Origin of the sequence: Bacteroides faecalis (genome assembly GCF_003865075.1) — a bacterium.
Classification (GTDB): Bacteria; Bacteroidota; Bacteroidia; order Bacteroidales; family Bacteroidaceae; genus Bacteroides; species Bacteroides faecalis.
This window is the reverse complement of record NZ_BHWB01000013.1, coordinates 96,826-118,974: the sequence shown is the minus strand read 5'-3', so window position 1 is coordinate 118,974 and position 22,149 is coordinate 96,826. Positions and strand designations below refer to the sequence as shown.

The following is a 22,149-nucleotide window of genomic DNA, read 5'->3' as shown; positions in this document are numbered from 1 at the left end:
AAAATATTACTTCCGACGATTTTATAGTTGATTGGTATTCGCGTTTTGCAACGATTGCAATACTGATTCTATGTTTGATTTTTTTCAGTACCCCCGAATAGGTCTTGTCAGAACGGATATCCGGTGACAGGATGATCTTACATCATAGAAACGTTCCAGCGCTTTTGTTGTAATGGTGAAGATGTCCGCTTGTTCAAATGGAATTAAATCATCGTGCCAAACAGCATCTAATTAGCTTCTACCTGTTTAACAATCATCTGCCTGTATCTCTATTTCAATTCGGCACGTTGTCCCGGAGAGCAAGAATGCTTTGCCCTTCATCTGTTTGCCTTTTACTTCAATCTCTCCTTCGATCAGAGTGCGCTTCGGCAACCGACTGATGTTTGTCACATTGAAGTTGAATGAAAACCGTACCCAACACTCGTACTCTCATTGCGTCACTTTCTACAATGAATGGCTGTTGTGCGTTTCTGGTTACTGGTCATTAAAATAGGTTCTCCTTCCAAATAAACATTCCGTTCTGTGTCAGAAAACTTACGTGGATTTCTCTCAAGTAGCGGAATTGTTTTAACCAGACTTTAGTCCCGTCAGGTTAGAGTGACTTCTTCAACAATTCCTTTATTGGCGGTAGCTACCAGCATGTCTGTTTCGTTTTTGATAGAACCAGTATACGGCTCCTCCTCCCAACAATAATACTACAGTAATGATAGCAGCATATCTCATCCACTGATGTATACGTAGTGTTTTAAGTTGTTATTGCTTTCTTCTTTAATTCTCTTGTAAAGTCTCTTTTCAGCAAGGTCCATCCGTAGCTCGTCCGCATAGGAGTTCACTTTACCTAACTGATAAATTTCCTCCATGCGAAACAACTGACGGGCGTGTTCGTCTGATTCCTTAACCCAAGCACTAACCTCGGTTAGTTCTTCTTCGGAACATTCTCCCATCAAATATTTTCTTCAGTATGTCTTCGCTCAGATTTCTCATTTTTCTTTTCCTTCTTATTATAAAAACAACCTAGTTCGTAAAAACACTTATCTTATTTCCATAAAAATAAGAAAAATACTATCCAAAGGTGATCGAGGCGATTTCTTAGATATTAAGTGCTTTATACATATGAGCTTCCACTGTTCGGAGTGAAACTCCGAGAATATCAGCTATCTCTTTATTTTTCATGTCGTGCAGATAGCTGAGTTTAAACACCTCTTTGCATTTGTCCGGCAACTCGTTAATGGCATCGTATATTTCTTTTCGTAGTTCCCGATCTTCGATTTTTCTAATAACCTCATTATTGTCCGGTTGGTAGAACTCCGCCCGCTTTTGGTTAATTTCTTCCATAGCAGCACAATACCCTTCCTCAATGTTTCGATGTTTCAATACATTCAAGCAACGGGTATAAACAGACCGATAGAGAAAGGCTTGAATCTGATCGCCTATTTCTATGCTGTCTTTTCTTTTCCAGAGTTCTACAAACACATCCTGTACCACATCCTCTGCCTCTTCATCTCCTACCAGACGGATAGCGTAGAAGATCAGACTTGGATAGTACCTGCGAAATAGTGCTTTGTAGGTTAATTCGAAGTTTTTATTCATTCTTTCTCTTCAAAAATAACTCCAAATGCTTTAGGAGTATCGCCCATCTCAAATTCTACGGTAGCCCCATTCATGATTTGTTCATGGGTAAGATACGTTTTGTCATAGGGCTGTCCGTCTATGTTGATTGAGTGAATATAAATGTTCTTTTTACTTACGTTTGGAGCGAGTACGGTGAAAATTTTGCCATTAGTCAGATGTAATTTCATTTCCGGGAAGAGGGGAGTACCTATTTCATATTGTCCACTCACCGGATTGACAGGATAGAAACCCATCGCACTGAATACATACCACGCTGACATTTGCCCACAATCTTCATTGCCACAAAGTCCAGCTGGTGTATTGAGATAAAGCTCATTCATTACTTTGGCTATATATTTCTGCGTACGATTTTCGTGTCCGACAGTATTGAACAGATAGATAACATGATGACTCGGTTCATTTCCATGTGCATATTGTCCGATCATTCCTGTGCTGAAAATAGGTAGCTCGTCTGCTGATGACGGATGATAAGTAAACATGCTGTCCAGCTTTTGGGCAAATCGGTTTTTACCGCCTACAAGGTCTATGAGCCCGTCTATATCATGCTGTACGGACCAAAAATATTGCCATCCATTACTTTCGCAGATATGTGGGGTATAGTCGTCTGCTTTGAAATCTTTGATAAATTCTCCTTTACTATCCCGGGGTTGCATGAATGAAGTGGCTGGATTATAAACATTCTTATAATTTAGGGAACGTTTATGAAATTCATCCGCAATCTCTTTCTTGCCCATTTTCTTTGCCATTTCAGCGATGCAATAGTCATCGAATGCATATTCCAGAGTTTTAGATAACGACCAATTCTCTGCATTGTGTTTGTCTGTTATATCGAAAGGTATATATCCGAGTTCTTTGTATAATCCAATTCCTCTGTAATTATCAATGTAAGCTGTAGCTACACATGCAGCCAATGCTTTTTCTGCGTCGAAGTCTCCAATTCCTTTTAGATAAGCATCTACTATGACAGGAACTGCATGATATCCAATCATCATATCAGTTTCACTTCCATAGAAATTCCAGACAGGCAAACGTCCGTTCTGTTCGTAAAATGCAATGAAGGATTTCACCATATCATTGACACGTTCCGGTTCTGTATAAGTAAAGAGGGGATGTGCGGCACGATAAGTATCCCACAGTGAAAAAGTACTGTAGTTTACCCATCCGTTAGTTTGATGTATCTTTTTGTCTGGACCATAATAAGCTCCGTTTACATCGCTATAAATAGTAGGAGCAATCATGGAATGATATAAAGCGGTATAAAAGTTCACTTTATCATTTTCATTGTTTCCTTTTACTTCTATTTTGCCGAGCTGACGGTTCCAATTAGCTTTAGCCTCTGCTAAATATTTGTTGAAATTGTTTTCAGGGGCTTCAGCTTCCAGGTTTTTGGCTGCACCTTCCATACTGACGCCAGAGATCGCTGTATTTACCAGAATTTGTTCTCCTTCCCGGGTGTTGAAATCGAAGCGGGCAATAGTCGCAGTTCCAATGCGTTTATTGTCTTTTATAATTGCTGTAGTATCTAATTCTACTTTTTCAAAAGGTTTGGAGAAACGGGTACGGAAGTAAATATGCTGGTCACGTGCCCAGCCGTCTGAAAAGCGGTAGCCTTGAATGGTTACAGAGTCTATCACTTCAATATAAGAGTCATTGGTAAAATCCCAGTTCATTGCTTTCTTCAGGTTTAGGAATATAGCTGCCTCCGCTTTAGGAAATGTATACCGTTGAATACCACAACGTTCTGTTGCTGTCAGTTCTACATTTATGTTATAGTCTTTCAAGCGTACTTGGTAATAACCGGCAGATGCACTTTCATCTTCGTGAGAAAACTTAGAGTATATGCCAAGCGGAGCTTCTGCCTCTTTATATGGCAATGTAACAGGCATGAAAGATAGATCATATAAATCTCCTGCACCTGTTCCTGAAAGGTGTGTATGGCTGAATCCTGCAATGGTACTGTCCGGGTAGAAATAACCGGAAATACGATCCCAACCGGGTAGTCCGTTATCCGGACTGAGCTGTACCATGCCGAAGGGGACTTGGGCGCCGGGATAAGTGTTTCCAGTAAAATCGGTTCCGATAAATGGATTTACGTACGATGAATAATCTATTTCTTGTTTTTCTTCTGTTGCATTGCAAGCTGCAAATATACAAGCTAAAAACAGGTATAGATGAATCGGCGTTTTCATTGTCTTTTGAGGTATTAGTGATTACTTATTTTGTTATTTGAAGGATAAAGAAAATAATTAATCTGTTTACAAAGGTAGAAAAAATAAACTAAAAAAAGAGATAAGTCTCCTTTTTTCATTGGAAACTAATCTCTTTTATAGTGTAGAATTAAAAAATAAAGAATGAAGAATTAGCTGAATAGTTGCATGGCAATTCTACATTCTTTAATTTAAGTTTTTTATTTATTAAATTCCAGCAAGTTCTAATACTTTTTCGACGGCTGCGTTCATTCCATCTATATTTTTCCCTCCGGCAGTTGCAAAGTGAGGTTGTCCACCGCCACCGCCTTGAATCAGTTTAGCTGCCTCCTTCACCAGATTGCCGGCTTTCAATCCGCTTGCAACCAGGTTGTCGCTTATCATGACTGTCAGCATTGGTTTACCATTATCTATGGTTCCTGCAACAAAGAATAAGTTTTCAGTAATTTCACCACGAAGTTGGAAAGCTATGTTTTTCACCACTTCAGCAGGAAGCGGTGCACAGAATTTCACAACTTTCACTCCATTGATTTCCTGAATATTTTTCAGCAACCTTTCTTTTAGTGCAGATTCTTTCTCTTTCATGAAGTCATCTACCTGTTTCTTCAAACCTGCATTTTCTTCGATGTATTTGCGGATGGCAATACCGAGGTCCGGAGCATTATTAAAGAGTGCTTTTAAGTCACTGAGTGTATCTTGGATTGTGTCCAACATTTCTTCTACGCGAGCACCAGTATAAGCTTCAATACGGCGTACACCGGCTGCAACAGAACTTTCAGAAATGATTTTCACCATACCAATATTTCCGGTTGCGGCAACATGTGTACCTCCACAGAACTCAATAGAAGAACCAAACTGGATCACACGTACTTTATCTCCGTATTTTTCACCAAAGAGTGCAATTGCTCCCAGTTCTTTGGCTTCCTCAATAGGAATATTGCGGTGTTCTTTCAATGGAATGTTCGCACGAATCTTGGCATTCACTAAGTGTTCTACCTTACGTATTTCTTCATCCGTCACTTTCTGGAAGTGAGAGAAGTCAAAACGTAAAGAGTCCGGAGTAACCAATGAACCTTTTTGCTCTACATGTTCACCCAGAACTTCGCGAAGTGCTTCATCCAGTAAGTGAGTTGCTGAGTGGTTGGCTGCACAAGCTGCACGCTTGTCAGTATCTACACACGCCATCATCGAAACTTCCGGATGTTCGGGTAACTTTTTGGTGATATGTATCGGAAGGTTATTTTCTTTTTTAGTATCGATCACTTCAATGGTTTCAAACTCGCTAACCAATACACCGGTATCACCAACCTGACCACCACTCTCTGCATAGAATGGAGTGTAATCAAGTACAATCTGATACAAAGTTTGGTTTTTCTGTTTGATCTGGCGATAACGAAGAATGGAAGCTTCATATTCGGTGTAATCGTAACCTACAAATTCGGTTGTTCCTTCTTTCAAAATAATCCAGTCGCCAGTCTCAATGGCAGCAGCATTACGAGCACGCTGTTTTTGCTGTTGCATTTCAGCATTAAACTCTTCGATATTGACTGTCATTCCATTCTCACGGAGAATCAATTCAGTAAGATCGAGAGGGAAACCAAAAGTGTCATATAGAGTAAAGGCATCTTTACCACTGATTTCACTCTTTCCGGCAGCCTTTGTTTCCTCCATTGTCTTATCCAACAGGCGGATACCTGTTTCCAAAGTACGGAGAAATGCTTCTTCTTCTTCTTTTATAACCTTTTCAATCAGATCTTTCTGTGCAATCAATTCAGGATATGCTTCTCCCATATTCTCAATCAATACAGGTAGTAACTTATACATGAATGCTTGTTTCTGACCGAGGAAAGTATATCCGTAACGAACGGCACGACGAAGTATGCGTCGGATAACATAACCTGCTTTTGCATTTGAAGGCAACTGACCGTCAGTGATAGAGAATGCAATGGTACGGATATGGTCAGCAATTACACGCATAGCGATGTCACTTTGCTTATCTTTTCCATATTCAGTACCTGCCATAGCAGCGATAACCTTGATAATCGGTTGGAATACATCTGTATCGTAATTGGATGTTTTGCCTTGCAAGGCCATACAAAGACGTTCGAATCCCATACCGGTGTCGATTACTTTTGCCGGAAGTGGTTCAAGGCTGCTATCGGCCTTGCGGTTATATTGCATGAACACAAGATTCCATATTTCAATAACCTGAGGATGATCATGATTTACCAGATCACGACCGGAGATTTTAGCACGTTCTTCAGCCGGGCGAAGGTCGATATGGATTTCGGAACAAGGTCCACATGGTCCTGTATCACCCATTTCCCAGAAGTTATCGTGTTTGTTACCATTAATAATATGGTCTTTAGGTAAGAATTGTTCCCAATAAGAGGCAGCTTCATCGTCGCGGCTCAATCCTTCTTCAGGGCTACCTTCGAATACAGTTGCATACAGGTGCTCCGGATTCAGCTTTAATACTTCTACCAGATATTCCCAAGCCCAATTGATAGCTTCTTTCTTGAAGTAATCACCGAATGACCAGTTGCCTAGCATCTCAAACATGGTATGATGATAGGTATCGTGTCCTACTTCTTCAAGGTCATTATGCTTTCCGCTTACACGTAAACATTTCTGAGAGTCTGCGACTCTGTGGTATTTTGCCGGGCGATTGCCCAAAATAATATCTTTAAACTGGTTCATACCCGCGTTAGTGAACATCAGGGTAGGGTCATCTTTTATCACCATCGGAGCCGAGGGAACAATGTGATGTCCTTTCGACTCAAAGAAATTCTTGAATGAATCTCTGATCTCTTTTGCAGTCAACATACTTCTATATATCTATTGTTGAGGTTAATATTCTCAAAAAACAGTGCAAAGATAGCTCGTTTTTATTATTTTTGCCGTATTAATGTGCGAAATATTTCCAAAAAGATGCGTAAAGTATACTACATATATAATCCACAGACACAGACGTATGACCGAATTTACCCTACCGTACGACAACGTGCGCTTAGTATTTTGCGGCGGCTTTTTATCGGTATGGGGTTGGGAGCGGGGTGTTTCCTCGTGTTACTTCTGGTATTTGGCTCTCCGTCTGAGAAGGAACTTAGAATTGAAAACAGCCGTTTGCAGGCACAATATAATGTCCTTTCTCGCCGTTTGGATGATGCAATGGGTGTTCTTCAAGATATCCAGCAACGTGATGATAATTTGTATCGGGTAATTCTGCAAGCTGATCCTATCTCTCCGGCCATTCGCCAGGCGGGTTACGGAGGAACGAACCGTTATGAGGAATTGATGGATATGGTCAATTCAAAGTTGGTAGTGAATACAACTCAGAAGTTAGACGTACTTTCCAAACAACTTTATATCCAATCCAAATCTTTTGATGATGTAGTGGATATGTGTAAGAACCATGATGAAATGTTGAAATGTATTCCGGCTATTCAGCCTATTTCCAATAAAGATCTTCGTCAGACTGCATCCGGTTATGGTACACGTGTCGATCCTATTTATGGTACAACTAAATTCCATGCCGGGATGGATTTCTCTGCGCATCCCGGAACTGATGTGTATGCAACAGGTGATGGTACCGTGGTGAAAGTAGGATGGGAAACTGGATACGGGAATACGATCGAAATTGATCATGGCTTTGGTTATTTGACTCGTTATGCTCACTTGCAAGGATTCAATACGAAAGTTGGAAAGAAAGTAGTGCGTGGTGAAGTAATTGGTAAAGTGGGAAGTACGGGAAAAAGTACGGGGCCTCATTTGCATTATGAAGTCCATGTGAAAGGGCAGATTGTCAATCCAATCAACTATTATTTCATGGATTTAAGTGCTGAAGATTATGAAAAGATGATCCAATTAGCAGCTAACCATGGTAAGGTATTCGATTAATTACTTTAAACAACGAGTTTCATGCTTCATACTGATAAAGAATTAAAATTATATTATTCGATTGCGGAAGTGGCTGATATGTTTGGTGTCAATCCTTCTTTACTTCGGTTCTGGGAAAAAGAATTTCCACAGATTTCTCCCAGAACTAGTGGAAGAGGAGTACGTCAATATCGCAAGGAGGACGTAGAAACTATAAGACTGATTTACCATTTGGTAAAAGAGAAAGGTATGACGCTTCCGGGTGCTCGGCAGCGGTTGAAAGATAATAAGGAAGCTACTATACGTAACTATGAAATAGTCAATCGGCTAAAAGACATCAAAGAAGAATTGCTAGCTATTAAAAGAGAGTTGGATGGGCGAGATTAGGGAGAATACCTCAGAACTCTATTTTTCTATATTAATTCGGATTTTTTTATTAGAGTCTCTATTCTCTAAAAGAGATTGTTTAACTGTTTTCCCCCATTATATACTAAGGTATTGTTAGGTGTTCTGATTTCCATTCGTTTTATATAGGATAGAAAGGTTTGAACTCTTTCCTCACTCCAGGTGAAGTTCATACCCATTCGTATATTATTAAAGGAACTTTTGGGTGCAATGTCGAAGTAGACGGTGCTATCGTTTAATTGATGATAAGGACCCTCATTCCCATTCCGGTTTATTCTGAAAAAATAACCGCCTGTCTTATCATTATATTCTTTAGTTGCACCTTTGGCATAAAATGTCGAAAGTGATTCAGTAGTATAACAGACTATTCTTATTGTATCATTTGTTTGGTTCTCTATCTTTCCAAGAGCACAAAAGTCACAACTGGAAAGAGCAATTGCAGTAAATGATAGTAATAGTAACTTCTTCATGTTTTTCATTTGCTTTTTCATAATATGATTGGCGTGTGTTACTTCTCTACTCTTCTACTCGAGTAACCTGCTTGATATTCTGAATCTTTTTCAAATTACTACAGATAGCCCTTACATCTTCAGCATCATGAACCCATAATTGTATCTTACCTTCAAAGATTCCGTCATTGGTTTCAATTGCCAGCTTACGGATATTTACATTCAATTGTCTGGAAATAACTTGTGTTACTTCATTCAGTAATCCCATACTGTCTATACCTTTTATATATACATATACAAGGAAAGAAAGTTCTTTATGCGTATCCCATTCAGTTGCCAAAATGCGGTTTCCATAGCTGCTTTTCAACTTAGCGGCAACAGGGCATTGTCGTTTGTGAATAATGATTCGATTATTTTCATCAATGTACCCTAAAACATCGTCACCGGGAATAGGATGACAACATTCTGCCATGATGTATTTCTTTTGCAAACTTTCTTCCGTGAGTTTCAGTATTTCCTTCGGATTGATCGTTTCTTTTTCCTGTGGCTCCTTCTCTTCTTGTTTTTCTTTGGTGTTATTTCCAAAAGAGAAAGTTAGATATTTTTTCCAATTACTGGTTTGTTTTTCTTTGAGCTCATTTCTGTCAGCATCACCCAGTACGATGGCTTTACTGCCGATAGCTGCCAAAAACTCTTCTTCATTCTTTGAATTATGGAACTTACGTAGCTTTTCGATGATTACTTCATCTGGACGAACTTCTTCTTTTTTAAGGAATTCGTTCAATAACTCTTCACCGATCTTTTGGTTAGCTTTACGTTCTTTACGAAGAATAGCAGCGATCTTGGCACGAGCGCGAGCAGTGGTTGCAAATACTTCCCACTGAGGTTGTACACGTTGTGATTTTGAAGTTAAAATTTCGACTTGGTCACCGCTTTGTAACTTGTGGCTTAATGGAACAAGTTTGTGATTAACCTTAGCACCAATACAGTGACTACCTATATCTGTGTGTAATGAGAAGGCAAAGTCGAGTGCTGTTGAGTTTTGAGGCATCGTCTTTAACTCTCCTTTAGGCGTGAACACAAAAATCTCAGAAGCAAACAGATTTAGCTTAATGGTATCCAGAAAATCTATTGCATCCGGCTGCGGATCATCAAGTATTTCTTTGATTGTTTTCAGCCATTTTTCCAATTCTCCTTCGTCTTCGCTACCTCCTCCTTCTTTGTACTTCCAATGAGCTGCAAAGCCTTGTTCGGCGACGTCATTCATACGCTCGCTACGAATCTGGACTTCAATCCATTGGCCGTTATTCCCCATCAGGGTGACGTGCAATGCCTGATATCCGTTCGCTTTCGGGTGGCTTACCCAGTCACGAAGTCGATCGGGATGAGGCTTGTATATCTTGGAAATAGATACGTAAATATCGAAACAATCATTGAGCTCTTCCTCTTGATTGCGTGGCTCGAAAATAATGCGGACAGCCAGTAGATCATAGATTTCCTCGAAAGGAACATGCTTGGTTTGCATTTTGTTCCAGATGGAATAGATTGACTTTACTCTTGCCAGAATCCGATATTTCAGTCCCATTTTATCCAATTGAGTACGGATAGGAGCTGTGAAATCATTGAATACTTTATCACGTTCGGCTGCTGTAGCATTCAGCTTTTCTTCTATTTCGACATACTCTTCAGGATGTTCGTACTTGAAACTGAGATTCTCCAGTTCCGTTTTAATCTTATAGAGTCCCAGACGATTTGCTAATGGTGCATAAATATAAAGAGTCTCACCGGCTATCTTAAACTGTTTGTTTGGTAACATGGAGCCGAGAGTTCGCATATTGTGTAAACGGTCAGCTATTTTAATCAGAATAACGCGGATATCATTAGACATGGTGAGCAGTAGCTTTTTAAAGTTCTCTGCTTGAGCTGAAGCACGATCTCCAAAGATACCACCGGAAATTTTAGTAAGTCCATCTACAATCTGGGCTATTTTAGGACCAAAGATATTTTCTATATCTTCTACTGTATAGTCGGTATCTTCAACTACATCATGCAACAAAGCTGCACAAATAGAAGTAGAACCCAATCCGATTTCGTTGCACACAATTTTGGCAACTGCGATAGGGTGCATAATATAGGGCTCACCGGAACGGCGTTTAATGCCTTTATGTGCCTGATTGGCAAAGTTGAAAGCTTTGGTTATGATTTCAACTCGTTTGCGATGTTTGGTAGCGAGATAATCATTCAGTAATTCTTGAAATGCCTGATTGATCATCTCCTCATCTGCTATTTCTTTGGGACTCAGATTATCCATATTTGTTATCCTTTCACTTGCTTAGTTTTGCAAAAATAAACAATTTTCTGAACGAAGCAAGCGAGAAACTGTTTATTTGTATATTTTCAATCGTTTCCCCGCAGATATTTTGGTATTGGACATTCCGTTCCAACTTTGGATATCTTTCACCCGGACATTTAATTTTTCAGCAATAGAAGATAAAGTGTCTCCACTTTTGATACTATAATAGGTAAGCTTACCTTTACCTGTAACAGCTGCGGTCTGTTTGCGTGTAGTAGGAGTAGGTTCCTTTACTGCAACCGTTTTTCTGTTACGGAATAATTCGTCGGCCCGATGTGCATAGATAGTATCTTGTTTATCTATGAAAGTACTGATTGCGTTGATGGGAAGTCGCAAAGTATAAGGTTTGCTTTCTCCTGGTATGATCTGTTTCTTATATTGCGGGTTTAAACTCTTTATTTCGTCTAAAGGAACGTTGCATATTTCTGAGATCTGATCGAAGTGCAGGTTCTTGTTTACCTGTACTGTGTCTGTGCTTGCCGGAATATTTGTCTCCATCGGACAAATGTTATGATCGCAGTAATAAGTCATCACATAGTTGGCAGCAATAAAGGCAGGTACATATCCTTTGGTTTCTTTGGGTAAGAAATTGTAGATTTTCCAATAATCAGTTTCACCTCCTGCGCGACGGATCGCTTTGTTAATAGTACCGGGACCACAATTGTAGGCAGCGATGACCAGATTCCAGTCTCCATAAATTGTATACATCTCTTTCAAATAACGTGCGGCAGCCCATGTAGCTTTAATAGGGTCACGACGTTCGTCCACTAAGCTATTAGATTCTAAACCATAGATTTTTCCGGTTCCAATCATAAATTGCCATAATCCTGAGGCACCTGCACGCGATATAGCAGATGGGTTCAAAGCTGATTCTATAATAGGCAGGTATTTTAATTCCAATGGAAGTCCATAGGCATCCAATGCTTCTTCAAAAATCGGCATATAAAAGTTGCAGGCACTCAACATGAAAGAAACCTGATTGCGTAAACGTCCGGCATACATATCAATAAACTTACGCACAATCTCATTATAAGGCATTTCCATAATAGCCGGGATACGTGAGAGGCGGTCGATATAGACAGAATCGCTGAATAGGGGATTTACTTCCGCTGTACTGCAATCTTTACCTAAATCGACATAATTTTTAGCCTTCCAGTCATTCAATAAGATGTCTAGCGGGTAGGTCATACTCATTGGCAAATCGATGCTTTCTTTACGCTCGGTTCCATTTCATGTATGACTACATCTACACTTTGGGCTCTAGCTTGCGGGATTGCTAGTAAAAAAAAGAAAATAATCGGACAATAGTTTACTAATTTCTTCATGTTTAATAATAACTTCAATCTTAGTTGTGCTTTTAAAATCGTAATACGCATTGTAGGCCGACTGATTTCTTGTTGGAGTTAAATTGGTTATTAATAATTGCTGGTTCAACTCGCATGCTCAGGTCGGGGGTAATATCGAAATTGGACAATTCCGCATCCACATAAGCGTCGATAATGGAAATGATATATACTCCGATAAATGCAAATATACTGAGGTCCCGGTATCTCCGGAACATATCCTTTCTATTTTTAATAGTATTTTTCAATTGCTCTTCACTATAATTGGCATTAGGAGGTAACAAATCTTCATAACTTTTAGTATTCGGATTGCTGTCCATTATGTCCAAATAAGCCTGAGAATAGTCTTTATACATTTTCCCATTCCAACTTAGTGCATAGGCGCAACCGGCAAATCCTCCGTAAATGATAGGTAACTTCCAATACTTTCGATTGTATATCTGCCCTCCACCGGGAAAAACAACAGCGAGCCAGGTGGCTCTGGTTGGATTCGGTACGAATATTTTTTTGTTAAGATCCTGTACAGGTGGAAGACTGTCTTGGTTGATAACAATTGCTTCTGGTTGTTCTATCTTTTTCAACTCTATTTGATTGGAGGCTTTCAGACTATCAGCTACCTGTATTTTTGCAGCAGACAAACTATCTACTGATTGCAATCGTTCCGGTTTTAGTAATTTTATAGAGTCTTTCTTCAATGAATCCTGTTCTTGAGCAGGGTCACGATGTCTTCGTGCACGTGCTTTCGGAGGCTGCCGTTGCAGAATCGTACTATCTTTCTGTACTGGTGTTACAGGCTCCTGTGCATACACATCAATCCCTGCCACCTGTATAAAACAGAGAAGCAGGGTAATGATAAGTAGCTGATATCTTTTACTTTTTCTAGTCATTTACTTTTTAGCGTATCGAAGATTTCCATGATACGTTCCAATTCCTCCTCATTTCCGAAAGGAATGCTGATCTTTCCTTTTCCTTTCTCGGAGCAGGTGAGTTGTACCTTGGTGTTAAAGAACCCAGAGAGTTGTTGCTTTAATAAATTAAACTCTTCTGGAAGTTTGGCACGTTTGGGAGTGATCTTTCGTGTACCGCTTTTCACGATTTCTCCTTCGCTAAGCGATTTAACTATCTCTTCCACTTTGCGGACGGAGTATCCATGTTCTTGTATCTCTTCGAATATTTTTACTTGCAATTTAGGGTCGCCTAATGAAATCAATGCACGAGCATGTCCCATATCAATCTGCTTGTTTTGCAGAGCCATCTGTATCGGGGCCGGCAGTTTCAGTAAACGCAGGTAGTTGGCAATAGTTGTTCGGTTTTTACCGATACGCTCGCTCAAGCGTTCCTGAGTTAATTCATATTGGTCGAGCAGATGCTGATAGGCGAGTGCTATTTCCACCGCATTCAGGTCTTCACGCTGGATGTTTTCAATCAGCGCCATTTCCATCATGTTTTCGTCGTCGGCTGTGCGGATGTAGGCAGGGATTGTTTTCATTCCTGCTTTTTGTGAAGCACGGTAACGACGCTCTCCGGCGATGATCTGGTATTCATCATCCGAGAGTTTGCGTAGAGTGATTGGTTGGATAATACCGATTTCTGCAATTGAATCCGCCAATTCCTGTAATGCCGTCGGATCAAATTCACGACGTGGTTGGTTGGGATTGACAGAAATCTTAGCCAATTCTATTTCATTAATGGAAGAAGAACCTTCGGTTTTCACATCATCCATTGAGAGCAAGGCGTCGAGTCCACGTCCTAATGCATTTCTTTTTTGTGTTGCCATATCTTCTTCGTTATTTATTTCTGTTAATAATCTCTTTTGCGAGAGCAAGGTGATTTTTTGAACCGGTGGAGTCCGCATCATAAAGGATAGTCGGAATACCGTAACTAGGTGCTTCACTCAGTTTGACATTTCGTTGAATAACAGTGTTGAACACTAATTCCTGGAAATGTCGCTTCACTTCGTCGTAAATCTGATTGGCTTGCCGTAAACGAGAATCGTACATGGTAAGCAGGAATCCTTCGATTTCTAAAGCAGGGTTCAATTTTGACTTAATGATTTTGATTGTATTCAGTAACTTACTGATTCCTTCAAGGGCAAAATATTCAGCTTGCACAGGGATGATTACCGAATCGGCAGCAGTCAATGCATTGATAGTAATCAGTCCTAACGACGGTGAACAATCTATCAAGATATAGTCATATTCCTTCTTCAAGGGCGTAAGTACTTCCTTTAGTATCTTTTCTCGATTGGGAAGGTTTAGCATTTCAATCTCGGCTCCTACAAGATTGATGTGTGAAGAGATGACTTTTAAAGAATCTATTTCCGTGTCGAGGATGGCTTCCTGTACATTGGCTCTGTCTATAATGCACTCATAGATAGTACATTCCGATTGCTTGATGTCCACTCCCAGACCGGAAGAGGCATTTGCTTGCGGATCGGCATCTACCACGAGTACTTTTTTTTCGAGTGTGGCAAGTGACGCTGCGAGATTGATCGTAGTCGTTGTTTTACCTACACCACCTTTTTGATTGGCCAAAGCAATAATTTTTCCCATATTCTCTAAATTTATTGGCAGCGAAATAAGTGATAAATCCTTAGAGCGCCTACGAAAAAATAGAAACTTTGCAATTTCTGTTGATAAGTCACCTGTTTTGTTAATAACTGCCAGGCTAAGCAATTACAAAACTTTGGCAGTTTTATCATCAGATTTTCTTTTCTTAGTTTGCAAATATACATATTTATATTGGAAATCTATTTCTTTTTTTGGTCGCTTGCAGAAGATTAAGATTTGTAAACGAGTGGCAATGTGCTGAATAGTACTATATAGCTCGAAGGGGAGCGATTCTTAGAATTTGGATATGTGATGATTGGTTCGTTCCACAATTATGGAACGAAACGGAGATAGCTGTGGAACAAATAAACTTTTCTAGGTTAGGCGAATCGTATGTATAAGGTGATGGATTAATTATTAAAGAGGTGCGTGGTTGGTATTACGTCTACTTTTTGTTACTTTTGTGCAGATATTTAAAAGGAAAGGATTGAAAGTATGGAAAATAAACGACCGCTGATACTTGTGTCGAATGATGATGGTATCATGGCTAAGGGTATTAGTGAATTGGTTAAGTTTCTTCGAACATTGGGAGAAATTGTAGTAATGGCGCCTGATGCTCCGCGTTCCGGTAGTAGCAGTGCATTAACGGTGACACAGCCTGTACATTATAAATTAGTTAAGCAGGAAGTAGGAGTGACGGTATATAAATGTTCAGGAACACCGACTGATTGCATTAAACTTGCATGGAATACGGTGCTCGATCGCAAGCCTGATTTAGTGGTTGGCGGTATTAATCATGGGGATAATTCTGCTACAAATGTGCATTATTCCGGTACGATGGGCGTTGTGATTGAAGGTTGTCTGAATGGTGTTCCATCTATAGGCTTCTCTTTATGTAATCACGATATGGGTGCTGATTTTGAAGCAGCCGGTCCATATATACGTAAAATTGCAGCAATGGTATTGGAAAAAGGTTTGCCTCCTTTGACTTGTCTGAATGTAAATTTCCCAGATACTCCTGATATTAAAGGAATAAAGGTATGCGAACAAGCAAAAGGATGTTGGACGAATGAGTGGGAAGTTTGTCCACGTCAAAACGATCGGAATTATTTCTGGTTGACAGGTGAATTTACCGATCACGAACCGGAAAATGAGAAAAATGATCACTGGGCATTGGCTAACGGATATGTTGCTATTACTCCAACTAAGGTTGATTTAACTGCTTATGATTTTATAGATGAGCTAAATCAATGGATGGAGGGAAATGAAGAATAATAAACAATGAATGAAGAATAGGCTACGTGTTTACTGCATAGTCAATTCTTCATTCGTCATTGTTTGTTTTTCACAATTCGTTCTTCAATTTATTAATTAATTGTTCCATGAAATATTATTTGATTGTTGGTGAAGCCTCCGGTGACTTACATGCTTCCCATTTGATGTCTGCTTTGAAAGCAGAAGATCCACAAGCCGACTTCCGTTTTTTCGGAGGAGACTTGATGGCTGCTGTTGGAGGGACAATGGTGAAGCACTATAAGGAACTGGCATACATGGGATTTATTCCTGTGCTACTTCATTTGCGTACTATTTTTGCTAACATGAAACGTTGCAAAGAGGATATTGTGGCTTGGAATCCGGATGTAGTGATATTGGTAGACTATCCGGGATTTAATCTCAATATTGCCAAGTTCGTTCATGCGCAAACACAGATTCCGGTTTATTATTTTATTTCTCCGAAAATCTGGGCTTGGAAGGAATACCGCATTAAGAATATTAAGAGGGATGTGGATGAACTCTTTTCCATACTTCCCTTTGAAGTGGAGTTTTTTGAGGATAAACATCAATACCCAATTCATTATGTAGGAAATCCTACAATGGATGAAGTAACTGCATATCAGGAAGCTAATCCTAAAAACCTTCAGGAGTTTATTACTGATAATAACTTGGAAGATAAACCTATTATTGCTTTATTGGCGGGTAGCAGAAAGCAGGAAATAAAGGATAACTTGCCGGATATGTTGAAAGCTGTTTCTGCTTTTCCGAACTATCAAGTTGTTTTGGCGGGTGCGCCAAATATTTCGCCGGAATATTATAAACAATATATAGGACAAGCGAAAGTGAAGATCGTTTTTGAACAAACCTATCGTCTTTTACAGCATGCGGAAGTTGCATTAGTCACTTCCGGAACCGCAACACTTGAAACTGCGTTGTTTCGTGTTCCTCAAGTTGTTTGTTATCATACTCCTATAGGAAAGGTAATCTCATTCCTACGTCATCATATATTGAAAGTGAAATATATTTCATTAGTCAATTTGATTGCAGACCGAGAGGTCGTGAAGGAGTTGGTAGCTGATACGATGACAGTTGGAAATATGCAGCAGGAATTAAAGAATATTCTTGAAGATGCAGAATATAGGAAAACTATGCTTGCGGGATATACATACGTGGCAGAACGGTTAGGACCTGCAGGAGCTCCCAAGCAAGCAGCGCATGAAATGCTGAGGACTTTGAAAAAATAACTTTCTTTTTCTGAATAAACGTAAAGCCGGTGCAGTAATTGCCCGGTTTTTTTATTTATAAAACAGAAGATTAACAAAGAAAAGAACTAATATGAAAAAAATTAATTGGATTTTAGGCTTGTTGCTGCTGGCATTAGTACCTATGCTGCAATCGTGTGATGACGATGATTATTATTCTATCGGTGATTTTAGTTGGGACTGGGCAACGGTTCATGCTACAGGTGGTGGCGGTTTTTATTTAGAAGGTGACCGTTGGGGGATTATTGATCCGGTTACTACTGCAATTCCATGGTATCGACCAGTGGATGGAAAACGTGTAGTTGCAATTTTTAATCCTTTAGCTGATACTAAGGACGGGGTACAAGTGCAGATGAAAGGTATTAATGAAGTGTTGACCAAAGAAGTGGAGGAGATGACCGCAGAGAATGAAGAGGAGTTCGGTAATGATCCTATTTTGATTTATCAAGGAGATATGTGGCTTGGAGGAAAGTTCTTGAATATTATCTTCAATCAGAATGTTCCTTTTTCAAAAAAACATCGTATTAGTTTAGTTCAGAATAAGATAGAAGCACCTGAAACTCAAAATGTGGATGAAGATGGCTACGTGTATTTGGAATTACGTTATAATACTTATGATGATGTGACAAATGATTGGGGCTGGGGACGGGTGTCCTATAATCTGGAAGAGTTTTATCCTACTGAAAAGGATGAAAATGCAGAACCTGAAATGAAAGGTTTTAAGGTTAAGATAAATTCAAAGGAAAATGGAGAAGGTGTAATTGTAGTTCTTGACTTTGATCATCCGGTGGGTGTGCCTGATAAATCGAAAGAAGTACATACTGTTTCTTCTATGATACAATAGTGATGTTTTGATGTGTTAGTGTGTAAAAGACCGGGAGCTTTCTGATAAGAATAACTCCCAGTCTTTTCTTTTTTGTAATATTCCCTCGAAAATAAATTAAAGCAAAGTTAGCACATATAGGTAAACGACTGCTGCGGGAATTGCCATTAAAGAACTGTCAAAACGATCGAGTAGGCCTCCATGTCCGGGAAGAATTGTACCCGAGTCCTTTACATGAAGCTGACGTTTCAGTAACGATTCGGTTAAATCTCCCCAAGTTCCGAATATTACAACAGTCAATGCCAAGCCTGCCCATTCCCACATAGATAAAAATGGGAAATAGTGAGCAAGTACAAAAGAGGCTCCGATACCAACGACTCCACCTCCGATCGAACCTTCCCATGATTTCTTAGGAGAAATGCGTTCAAAAAGCCGATGCTTTCCGATTAATGAACCGATACAGTAAGCTCCGGTATCATTCAACCATAGAAAAATGAAAATCGATAGTGGCAATATCGGGTTATAACTTACGCTGCTATATTCAGGATCTGTATGGAATGCCAAAACATTCAGTAGGGCGAAAGGCAATCCGATGTATAGCTGGCTAAGCATGGAATATGCCCAGTTAAGTAACGGATTTTCTTTTTTCAGATATAGTTCACTAATCATCAGGTAGAGTAGTAGTACTATATATGGAATGAATATCTTTGAATCTGCTGCATCGATACAGAATGCCATGATTGCAAGAAAAAGATAAGCTCCTCCTAACATGATGATGAACTTATTAACATTGGCTCCTTCTGCACGGTTGTTTATCAGTTGCCCATATTCAAAAATAGTCAATGAACTGATCACAACAAATAAAATACCAAAACTTAATGTTCCCGAAAGGATACATCCTACCAGAATAGCGACAAAGAGGATTCCGGTAATAGCCCGTTTTATAAAATTACTATTCAACGTTTTTCGTGTTATTAGTTATTAGAGTCAGCCCTTTTTTCTTCCGCAGTATTTTCAGCTTCTTCTTCTTTAATTTCTTTTTCTTTTTCCTTCACTTCTTGGGCTAGCTTTCTTTCAGCTTCGGCTGCTGCCTGACTTTCTTTAGCTGCCATAATCTCTTCAGATCGTGAAGCCCATGGGCGTTTACCAAAGATACGTTCAACGTCTTCAGCAAAAATCACTTCTTTATCTATCAATAATTGAGCTAATTTGTTATGACCTTCTTTGTGCTCTGACAAAATTTGTTTAGCACGTTCATATTGCTCATTCACCATTTTCTTGACTTCTTCGTCAATTAACTCTGCTGTTTTCTCGCTATAAGGACGGTTGAAAGAATATTCGTCATTGTTATAATAACACAAATTAGGCAGTTTATCACTCATTCCTAAATAAGCAATCATACCGTATGCTTGTTTGGTAACTCTTTCCAAGTCATTCATAGCGCCTGTAGAAATACGACCGATAAATAAGTCTTCGGCAGCACGTCCTCCTAAAGTTGCACACATTTCATCTAACATTTGTTCTTTAGTTGTGATCTGGCGTTCTTCCGGTAAATACCAGGCAGCACCTAATGCACGTCCACGAGGAACAATGGTAACTTTAATCAATGGGTTTGCATATTCCAGCAACCAGGAAATAGATGCGTGTCCAGCTTCATGCAAAGCAATAGAACGGCGCTCTGCTTCGGTAGTAATTTTAGTTTTCTTTTCCAAACCACCGATGATACGGTCTACAGCATCCAAGAAGTCTTGTTTGCCAACGAATTTCTTACCGTGACGGGCAGCGATCAATGCGGCTTCATTACAAACATTAGCAATATCTGCACCGGAGAATCCCGGAGTTTGGCGTGCTAACAAATCTACATCGATAGTATCGTCTATTTTGATAGGGCGCAAATGTACACCGAATACTTCTTTTCGTTCATTCAGGTCAGGTAAGTCTACATGTATCTGACGGTCAAAACGTCCGGCACGAAGCAAGGCTTTATCAAGCACATCTACACGATTAGTAGCAGCCAGAATAATGACGCCGCTATTGGAACCGAAACCATCCATTTCTGTTAATAGCTGGTTCAGCGTATTTTCCCGTTCGTCATTTCCTCCCATTGCGGGATTTTTACCACGAGCACGTCCTACTGCATCGATCTCGTCAATAAATACAATACAAGGAGCTTTTTCTTTTGCCTGTTTAAAAAGGTCACGTACACGAGAAGCGCCTACGCCTACAAACATTTCTACGAAGTCGGAACCGGCGAGGGAAAAGAAAGGTACATTTGCTTCACCGGCAACAGCTTTGGCAAGCAATGTCTTACCTGTTCCCGGAGGACCTACTAGTAGAGCACCTTTAGGTATTTTACCTCCCAGATCCGTATATTTTTGAGGTTCTTTCAAAAATTCAACAATCTCCTCAACTTCTTGTTTGGCTTCTGCCAGACCTGCTACATCTTTGAATGTGATCTTTATAGATCCTCCTTTTTCAAAGAGTTGTGCTTTAGATTTACCCACATTGAAGACACCACCGGCACCACCACTGCCACCGCCACTCATCCGGCGCATGAAGAATATCCACAAGGCGACTAACAATACAAGTGGCAGTAGACTGGTCAGAATTGTCGGAAATAGATCTGATTTTGTCGGATAATCGAATGTTCCGTCAAAGTTTCCTGCTTCTTGTTCCTTTTTTAGAAACTGATTTAATTCATCGTTGGACGGGCCATTAGTAGTTACTATCGGATTTTTTCCAATTTTGCTGGAGTCTCCTCCGAATACAACACCTACTGCATTGGATTTGATATAAGCTTCGATCGTTCTATCATCATTGCCTATAACTTTCCCGATATATCCGTTTTTTACATATTTCTCAAACTCACTGTATGGAACGGCTTTACTACCTACATTACCATAGTTACTACTCACATAAAGCGCAATAAGCATGAGGGCGATAAACATGTACATCCAGTTCAAATTGAACTTGGGCATATTAACCTTATTATTGTTAGGTTTGTTATTATTAGCGTTGTTATTATCCATAATTATAAATTAGTCAAGGTCGGGAATTTGGGTAAGTTTGGCATCAGCCCAGAGATGTTCAAGATTGTAAAAAGCTCTGGTTTCGGGTAGAAAAACATGTACTAATACATCAGCATAATCCATAGCCACCCATTCTGCATTACGTAGGCCATCAACAGCATAAGGTTTGCTGTTTGCACCTTTATGTGCAAATTCTTTAACTGAATCTACAATGGCATTTACTTGACTTGGGGAGTTTCCCTGACAAATAACGAAGTATTTGCAGATAGTATCTTCTATATTAGTTAAATCGGCAATAATAATATTTTTACCTTTCTTTTCTTGAATTCCCTCTTTTATTTTTTCAATTAATATCTTTGTCTCGTTCATTCTTAGATTGAAATTAATAATTCATGTTCTCTTTTGGTTTATAACAAAAAAGGATTCCCCTTTGTTTCAGTTTATAAACGTGATATCTTTGACAAATATACATTGATTTATTGGATACAAGAAAGTTATGACATAATTTTTGTGTTTTTTAGTGTAGAATCTTCTGTTCGGAATGATAATTTGAAGTTTTTTTGCAAAAAAAATATTGGAATTGTTTGAAGTTCGCGAAAACTTTGTATCTTTGCACCCGCAAAACAGAAGTATTGGGCTATGGTGTAATGGTAACACTACAGATTCTGGTCCTGTCATTCCAAGTTCGAATCTTGGTAGCCCAACAGAAAAATATACTTTTTACAGATGAAAACCTACTAGAAGAATTCTTTTAGTAGGTTTTTTGCATTTTAGGATTCGGGATTTAAGTAATGGGATTAAAAAAATCATAGTTGGTGGTGGTAACCTGTATTTTAAACTGGCTGGAAACATAAACTAAGCCTTTTAGGCATAAGAATATAAAGACAAAAGAAGAAAAAATAGCTAGATAAGATAGGTCGTATAGAAATTATTCTTTTGTTCT

15 protein-coding genes, 1 tRNA gene and 3 pseudogenes are annotated in these 22,149 nt (G+C 39.3%); 6 read left to right on the top strand and 13 right to left on the bottom strand.

Translation table 11 applies throughout. The annotated features are described in order from the left end of the window. The 4 genes and pseudogenes from EJF25_RS18295 to alaS all read right to left on the bottom strand — a co-directional run. Window positions 1-984: pseudogene (locus EJF25_RS18295) on the bottom strand (FecR family protein); the annotation flags it as partial. Window positions 985-1,036: 52 nt separating this feature from the next. Then, window positions 1,037-1,590 (bottom strand): annotated as a pseudogene (locus EJF25_RS18290) (RNA polymerase sigma-70 factor). Next, window positions 1,587-3,821, bottom strand: a complete 2,235-nt coding sequence (locus EJF25_RS18285; protein ID WP_125042273.1) for a GH92 family glycosyl hydrolase — start codon at window positions 3,819-3,821, stop codon at window positions 1,587-1,589. Before EJF25_RS18285 ends, EJF25_RS18290 begins: the two are co-directional and overlap by 4 nt. A 225-nt stretch (window positions 3,822-4,046) precedes the next feature. Next, complete coding sequence (gene alaS, locus EJF25_RS18280; RefSeq protein WP_125042272.1) at window positions 4,047-6,665, bottom strand: alanine--tRNA ligase; 2,619 nt, start codon at window positions 6,663-6,665, stop codon at window positions 4,047-4,049. 105 nt (window positions 6,666-6,770) lie between these two features. On the opposite strand from alaS, the gene EJF25_RS18275 reads away from it, so the two are divergent. Next, window positions 6,771-7,739, top strand: coding sequence for a M23 family metallopeptidase (locus EJF25_RS18275; RefSeq protein ID WP_125042271.1), 969 nt, complete (start codon window positions 6,771-6,773; stop codon window positions 7,737-7,739). A gap of 21 nt (window positions 7,740-7,760) precedes the next feature. Beyond that, window positions 7,761-8,105 (top strand): MerR family transcriptional regulator, encoded by a 345-nt coding sequence (locus tag EJF25_RS18270; protein WP_125042270.1) that lies wholly within the window; start codon window positions 7,761-7,763, stop codon window positions 8,103-8,105. Window positions 8,106-8,170: 65 nt separating this feature from the next. On the opposite strand, the gene EJF25_RS18265 is transcribed toward EJF25_RS18270, so the two are convergent. The 6 genes and pseudogenes from EJF25_RS18265 to EJF25_RS18240 all read right to left on the bottom strand — a co-directional run bounded on the left by EJF25_RS18265 (window position 8,171) and on the right by EJF25_RS18240 (window position 14,820). Continuing rightward, window positions 8,171-8,593, bottom strand: coding sequence for a hypothetical protein (locus EJF25_RS18265; RefSeq protein ID WP_125042269.1), 423 nt, complete (start codon window positions 8,591-8,593; stop codon window positions 8,171-8,173). 46 nt (window positions 8,594-8,639) lie between these two features. Beyond that, a complete protein-coding gene (locus tag EJF25_RS18260; RefSeq protein ID WP_125042268.1) occupies window positions 8,640-10,883 on the bottom strand; it encodes a RelA/SpoT family protein in 2,244 nt (747 codons plus the stop codon). 72 nt (window positions 10,884-10,955) lie between these two features. Next, window positions 10,956-12,250: pseudogene (locus tag EJF25_RS18255) on the bottom strand (lytic transglycosylase domain-containing protein). 32 nt (window positions 12,251-12,282) lie between these two features. Beyond that, window positions 12,283-13,155, bottom strand: a complete 873-nt coding sequence (locus EJF25_RS18250) for a DUF5683 domain-containing protein (protein WP_125042267.1) — start codon at window positions 13,153-13,155, stop codon at window positions 12,283-12,285. Continuing rightward, window positions 13,152-14,045 (bottom strand): ParB/RepB/Spo0J family partition protein, encoded by an 894-nt coding sequence (locus EJF25_RS18245; RefSeq protein ID WP_125042266.1) that lies wholly within the window; start codon window positions 14,043-14,045, stop codon window positions 13,152-13,154. Before EJF25_RS18245 ends, EJF25_RS18250 begins: the two co-directional genes overlap by 4 nt. A 10-nt stretch (window positions 14,046-14,055) precedes the next feature. Next, the gene (locus EJF25_RS18240) at window positions 14,056-14,820 is read right to left on the bottom strand and encodes a ParA family protein (RefSeq protein WP_125042265.1); all 765 of its coding nucleotides are present in this window, start codon (window positions 14,818-14,820) and stop codon (window positions 14,056-14,058) included. Window positions 14,821-15,312: 492 nt separating this feature from the next. On the opposite strand from EJF25_RS18240, the gene surE reads away from it, so the two are divergent. The 3 genes from surE to EJF25_RS18225 all read left to right on the top strand — a co-directional run bounded on the left by surE (window position 15,313) and on the right by EJF25_RS18225 (window position 18,198). Continuing rightward, entirely contained in the window at window positions 15,313-16,092 is a 780-nt protein-coding gene (gene surE, locus EJF25_RS18235) for a 5'/3'-nucleotidase SurE (RefSeq protein WP_125042264.1), read from the top strand. Window positions 16,093-16,199: 107 nt separating this feature from the next. Continuing rightward, entirely contained in the window at window positions 16,200-17,336 is a 1,137-nt protein-coding gene (gene lpxB, locus EJF25_RS18230; RefSeq protein WP_125042263.1) for a lipid-A-disaccharide synthase, read from the top strand. 91 nt (window positions 17,337-17,427) lie between these two features. Then, window positions 17,428-18,198, top strand: coding sequence for a NigD1/NigD2 family lipoprotein (locus EJF25_RS18225; protein WP_125042262.1), 771 nt, complete (start codon window positions 17,428-17,430; stop codon window positions 18,196-18,198). Window positions 18,199-18,294: 96 nt separating this feature from the next. Here EJF25_RS18225 and EJF25_RS18220 read toward each other — a convergent pair whose 3' ends face one another. From EJF25_RS18220 to rsfS, 3 genes are read right to left on the bottom strand one after another with little or no spacing between them, the layout of a single operon-like run. Next, window positions 18,295-19,137 carry a phosphatidate cytidylyltransferase gene (locus EJF25_RS18220; RefSeq protein ID WP_125042261.1) on the bottom strand — a complete coding sequence of 281 codons (843 nt, stop codon included), beginning with the start codon at window positions 19,135-19,137 and terminating at the stop codon, window positions 18,295-18,297. Window positions 19,138-19,151: 14 nt separating this feature from the next. Further along, the gene (gene ftsH, locus EJF25_RS18215; RefSeq protein ID WP_125042260.1) at window positions 19,152-21,206 is read right to left on the bottom strand and encodes an ATP-dependent zinc metalloprotease FtsH; all 2,055 of its coding nucleotides are present in this window, start codon (window positions 21,204-21,206) and stop codon (window positions 19,152-19,154) included. 9 nt (window positions 21,207-21,215) lie between these two features. Then, window positions 21,216-21,575 (bottom strand): ribosome silencing factor, encoded by a 360-nt coding sequence (gene rsfS / locus EJF25_RS18210; RefSeq protein ID WP_125042259.1) that lies wholly within the window; start codon window positions 21,573-21,575, stop codon window positions 21,216-21,218. Between the two features lie 264 nt (window positions 21,576-21,839). On the opposite strand from rsfS, the gene EJF25_RS18205 reads away from it, so the two are divergent. Beyond that, window positions 21,840-21,910, top strand: a tRNA-Gln gene (locus EJF25_RS18205). Window positions 21,911-22,149: the final 239 nt, after the last annotated feature.

Excerpts from the sequence above, each read along its gene's own strand:
- EJF25_RS18265 (WP_125042269.1), bottom strand. The coding sequence starts at position 8,593 with ATGAAGAAGTTACTATTACTATCATTTACTGCAATTGCTCTTTCCAGT.
- EJF25_RS18270 (WP_125042270.1), top strand. The coding sequence starts at position 7,761 with ATGCTTCATACTGATAAAGAATTAAAATTATATTATTCGATTGCGGAA.
- EJF25_RS18275 (WP_125042271.1), top strand. The coding sequence starts at position 6,771 with ATGCGTAAAGTATACTACATATATAATCCACAGACACAGACGTATGAC.
- lpxB (WP_125042263.1), top strand. The coding sequence starts at position 16,200 with ATGAAATATTATTTGATTGTTGGTGAAGCCTCCGGTGACTTACATGCT.
- EJF25_RS18225 (WP_125042262.1), top strand. The coding sequence starts at position 17,428 with ATGAAAAAAATTAATTGGATTTTAGGCTTGTTGCTGCTGGCATTAGTA.
- surE (WP_125042264.1), top strand. The coding sequence starts at position 15,313 with ATGGAAAATAAACGACCGCTGATACTTGTGTCGAATGATGATGGTATC.
- EJF25_RS18285 (WP_125042273.1), bottom strand. The coding sequence starts at position 3,821 with ATGAAAACGCCGATTCATCTATACCTGTTTTTAGCTTGTATATTTGCA.
- ftsH (WP_125042260.1), bottom strand. The coding sequence starts at position 21,206 with ATGGATAATAACAACGCTAATAATAACAAACCTAACAATAATAAGGTT.
- EJF25_RS18240 (WP_125042265.1), bottom strand. The coding sequence starts at position 14,820 with ATGGGAAAAATTATTGCTTTGGCCAATCAAAAAGGTGGTGTAGGTAAA.
- rsfS (WP_125042259.1), bottom strand. The coding sequence starts at position 21,575 with ATGAACGAGACAAAGATATTAATTGAAAAAATAAAAGAGGGAATTCAA.
- EJF25_RS18245 (WP_125042266.1), bottom strand. The coding sequence starts at position 14,045 with ATGGCAACACAAAAAAGAAATGCATTAGGACGTGGACTCGACGCCTTG.
- EJF25_RS18260 (WP_125042268.1), bottom strand. The coding sequence starts at position 10,883 with ATGGATAATCTGAGTCCCAAAGAAATAGCAGATGAGGAGATGATCAAT.
- EJF25_RS18250 (WP_125042267.1), bottom strand. The coding sequence starts at position 13,155 with ATGACTAGAAAAAGTAAAAGATATCAGCTACTTATCATTACCCTGCTT.
- alaS (WP_125042272.1), bottom strand. The coding sequence starts at position 6,665 with ATGTTGACTGCAAAAGAGATCAGAGATTCATTCAAGAATTTCTTTGAG.